General features: G+C 59.0%; 5 protein-coding genes. All 5 read right to left on the bottom strand.

The genetic code is table 11. The features are described from left to right. Positions 1 to 260: 260 nt before the first annotated feature. Positions 261 to 1,229, bottom strand: coding sequence for a CPBP family intramembrane glutamic endopeptidase (locus B060_RS0123310; RefSeq protein ID WP_026173100.1), 969 nt, complete (start codon positions 1,227 to 1,229; stop codon positions 261 to 263). Between the two features lie 64 nt (positions 1,230 to 1,293). Further along, entirely contained in the window at positions 1,294 to 1,644 is a 351-nt protein-coding gene (locus tag B060_RS0123305; protein ID WP_018084192.1) for a DUF3147 family protein, read from the bottom strand. Between the two features lie 9 nt (positions 1,645 to 1,653). Beyond that, complete coding sequence (locus tag B060_RS25825; RefSeq protein ID WP_018084191.1) at positions 1,654 to 2,478, bottom strand: serine aminopeptidase domain-containing protein; 825 nt, start codon at positions 2,476 to 2,478, stop codon at positions 1,654 to 1,656. 64 nt (positions 2,479 to 2,542) lie between these two features. Then, positions 2,543 to 3,322: an RNA methyltransferase gene (locus B060_RS0123295; RefSeq protein ID WP_018084190.1), complete on the bottom strand. Its 780-nt coding sequence runs from the start codon at positions 3,320 to 3,322 to the stop codon at positions 2,543 to 2,545. Positions 3,323 to 3,372: 50 nt separating this feature from the next. Continuing rightward, positions 3,373 to 3,663: a DUF2199 domain-containing protein gene (locus B060_RS25820; protein ID WP_018084189.1), complete on the bottom strand. Its 291-nt coding sequence runs from the start codon at positions 3,661 to 3,663 to the stop codon at positions 3,373 to 3,375. Positions 3,664 to 3,848 lie beyond the last annotated feature (185 nt).

The following is a 3,848-nucleotide window of genomic DNA, read 5'->3' as shown; positions in this document are numbered from 1 at the left end:
TTTCAGCGGAGCGGCGTTTCTAGGGAAACACCGCAAACGAGTCAACCAGTTTTTTAAAAGAATGTCGTTACCGAAAACTCTATCAAAACCAATCTATCGCCCCAACCTAAAACCCTCGGAAAGACTTAAATCATAACCGTTTCCGGTTCGTCATGTCGTCGCTTCCAAAGCCCCTCAGTCGGGAGACCGGCTTCTAAGGAGATGAGACCGGCGAGTCAACACGGATTCCGAAATAACTCATCTTATCAACAGAACACGGACTAAACGGCGGTTTTCTCTGCCGAAACCGGCGCCGGATAGCTCTCTTTGGGCTTCAGCGCACCTTTCCAGATCAGCCAGGCAATGCCCGCCCCCAGCACAAACGTGGACACGACGCTGGCTTCCGGCCCCCATTCGCCACCTGAAAGCCACCACGGCGCGCCGGCCGCATCTTTCAGATCGACAATGAGCGGGGTGACCTTGAGCTTGAGGCCGCTGACTTCGAGGCCAAAGCCCACACCCAACAACCAGTTCCACGCCCCATGCCAGCCGCAGACACCCCAGATCGAACGCTCCTTCACCGCATAAAGGCTAATGAAGATACCGAATAGCGCCACATTAAAGCAGCCCGCAAACATAGCGGGGGACGCCTTGACATTGAGCAGGTGCATGGCGCCGAACAGCACGGCGTTGCCGATGACACCCCATACAACACCATGACGCGATGTAATGACGCCCATCAACCAGCCACGTGATAAGGTTTCTTCGGATGAACCTTGTATCAGGAAGGCGAGAGCATAAAACAAGATCGGCGCCAAGGCGGCCAGGCTTGGCTTCAGAAACACGCCCGGCCCTTCGACCTCATAGACGCCCATCGCCCACAAACCGCCCACGACGGACGCCAGGAAAAGACAACCGATCAAATAGCCACGCGCCACGCGCAGAAAAGATTTGCTGTTGAAGCCAATCGCCGCCGGACCGCGCCTTTCGAACAGCCACACCCACAGCAGAATAAGGGCAATGAGTGGCGCCGTCATACCGATGATCAGGCCTGGATCGATTTCCGGCTGGGTTATGGTCTTGGCCAACGCCGGATTTTTCTGCACTGCGATCGTCGTCTGGATAATGAACGGTAGCAGCGCGACGATCTGTGCCAGGAAGGTAAACACGATGCCGATAACAATCGCCGCCCAGGTCCAGGTGCGGCGATGCCGTTCGGTGCGTGGTGCGTAAAGTTCAATGCCAGCCATGATCAGCCCCTTTGTCAATTTGGCATCACGTTTCCACAATGACGCCTAACATGTTGTTAAGCCGCTACAGTTTGAGTCCAAATCGCGGACCGATCAGCGTCATGGCCAGATAGAGCGCGACCGTCAGCCCGCATCCCGCCAGCAGCGCCGGATAAAAAGACACGCCCTTGCGCAGCAAAAGCGGAATGAGCAGGAACATCGGTAGCGACGGCAGGACATACCAGAAGGTGCCCTCGGCATGTTGTGCCATGCGTTCGATATCCTGCGTATCACGCCATAGCCACAGCATCCCCAGGATCGAGATCAGCGGCAGGGACGCCACAAGCGCGCCAAAGCCCGGCCAGCGCTTGGCGATTTCGGAAACGGCGGCAATGATCAGCCCCGATAAACCGGCCTTGATAAGGAGATAGAGCATCGCCCTCGCCTATTTCTGCCTAAGTTCGGCCGCAGCGCCCGTCGGCAGGCTGATTGTGCCATCGCTGCCAAGGATTTCGCGCCCCAGAAACTGGCGTGTCACGTCCAAGGCCAGCGCGAACCTGACCGGATCGGCGCCACTGATCAACTCATGACCGCCGCCCTTGATAATGAGCGCATAGCTTTCCTTCACCGTGGTGCCCTCGAACGGCAGCAGATGATCGTGCCAGTCGGTAACAAACCCCGGCACCGTATCGGCGTCACCCGTCTCCATCAGCAGAGGCGCTTTCAGGGTGGCATAGGAGGTCGGGTTGATCAGGCTGGGGATTGCGCCCGGGCTTGAGAAGCACACCACCGCCTTGACATCCGGCGCATAGAGCGGCGCCACGTAATCAAGCGCTCCGCCCAGCATCGCGGCGAACAGCGAGCCGTAACTGTGGCCGGCGGAGATCTGTGGCAGGTCCTTGTAGGCCGATTTGGCATAGGCCGCGACAGCCGCCATGTCGGCGATGCGCTGCGGAAAGCTCGATTGCAGCGTGGCGCGCTTGTCTTCGGGGATCTTGACGGAATCGGTATGAAGCGGCGCCAGCACGGCGAAACCCTGTTTCAGCAGGAACGCGCCCATCTTGTGATACTGTTCGGGCCAACTGCCCCCGCCGTGCGAGAACAGCACCACCCCGCGCGGATTGGGCACATTGCGGCTGATCACCCGCACAACGCGGCCATCGGCCAGTGGCAGGTCGAAATCGTTGGTGGTGACCTGCGCCTCTACCAGCGAAGGCGCAAGGGCGGTGGCGGCAAACGCGGTCAGCAAGGCGCGACGGTCGAGGGCCATGGGCGTGTCCTTTTCGTTTCAAAGAACAGGTAACACCGGGATTCGCCCACTGACCAGACGCAATCTACTCTTTTTCGCCCTGTTCCTTCGCCAGACGCGCCAGAACGCGCCCGCGTCCCTTGGTCAGCGCCGTCACCACGCCGCGCCAGGTGCGCACCTCCTGCTCGGTCAGGCCGGCGCGATTGAAGACGGCGCGCAGGTTACGCACCACCGACGGACGCTTTTCCAACGGGAAGAAGAAGCCCGATGTGTCGAGTTCGGCTTCGAGATGCTCATAGAGGCCGGTGACGAATTTCATGTCGGCCGGCGGGTCCATATTGCGCGTGAAGGCCTCATCCGGCGTATCCATCACCTGCAGGCGCCATTCGTAGGCGACGATATTGACCGCCTGCGCCAGATTGAGCGACTGGAACTTCGGATCTACCGGGATGGTGACGATATAGTGCGCGTTGGAAAGATCGTTGGTTTCCAGCCCCATGCGCTCGGCGCCAAAGAGAAGGCCCGTCTTCAGGCCTTCGCGGCTGATCTTCATGGCGTCGGCCGCACAGGCGCGCGGCGTGATCACCGGCAGATGGACTTCGCGGTTGCGCGCCGTGGTGGCGTAGACAACCTGCAGGTCAGCCACGGCATCGGCCAGAGTGTCATAAACCTTGGCGTCGTTGAGCGGCCATTCGGCACCGGAGCTCAGGGCCCAGGCGCGTTCCTGCGGCCAGCCGTCACGCGGCGCCACCAGACGCAGCTCGGTCAGGCCGAAATTGCCCATGACCCGCGCCACGGCGCCGATGTTTTCGGCCATCTGCGGACGGTCAAGAATGATGCAGGGAAGAAGGGGCTGATCTGTCATGCGCGCCTTATAGCGCGTGCGTTTGCCGCGTCAAAGCCGAACTGCACAACCTAGCCTGCCAATAGTTCAAGCGCACGATTGTGCCACTGCGCCGCGCTTACACCATTACGTTGATCAAGGGCCAAAGGATGATCCGTCGGTTCAAGCTCAAAAATGGGTGTCGAGCCCGGCGCCCTCATGTGCACATTCAGCTTGAGATTCATGGTCTCCGGGTAGGTTGGCAGTGAGGTCGACAGCCAGCCAAAATATGGCGCATCGCTGATGCGATCAGGTTCATTCCATCTTGAGGTAATGTGCCTGAAACTGCTCTCGCTAGCCACCACCAATGCAAAGCCGATCATCTGCCCCTCCAGAAGATCTGATATAGTAGCTAGATGTGTTGCCGCAAGATAATCTGCGCGCCATAAGAAACCAAAATATGGATATTCGCTCCTAAAGATGGGGTAACGGGCCGGCTTTAGCCAGGGCTTGCGCTTTGGTGGTCGTCCCTCAGAATGATGGTGTCATCAACCAACGGCGTCAGGTT

The organism is Asticcacaulis benevestitus DSM 16100 = ATCC BAA-896 (genome assembly GCF_000376105.1).
GTDB lineage: Bacteria > Pseudomonadota > Alphaproteobacteria > Caulobacterales > Caulobacteraceae > Asticcacaulis > Asticcacaulis benevestitus.
Note: the sequence above shows the minus strand (reverse complement) of the source record. Positions and strands in the feature narration are given on the sequence as shown.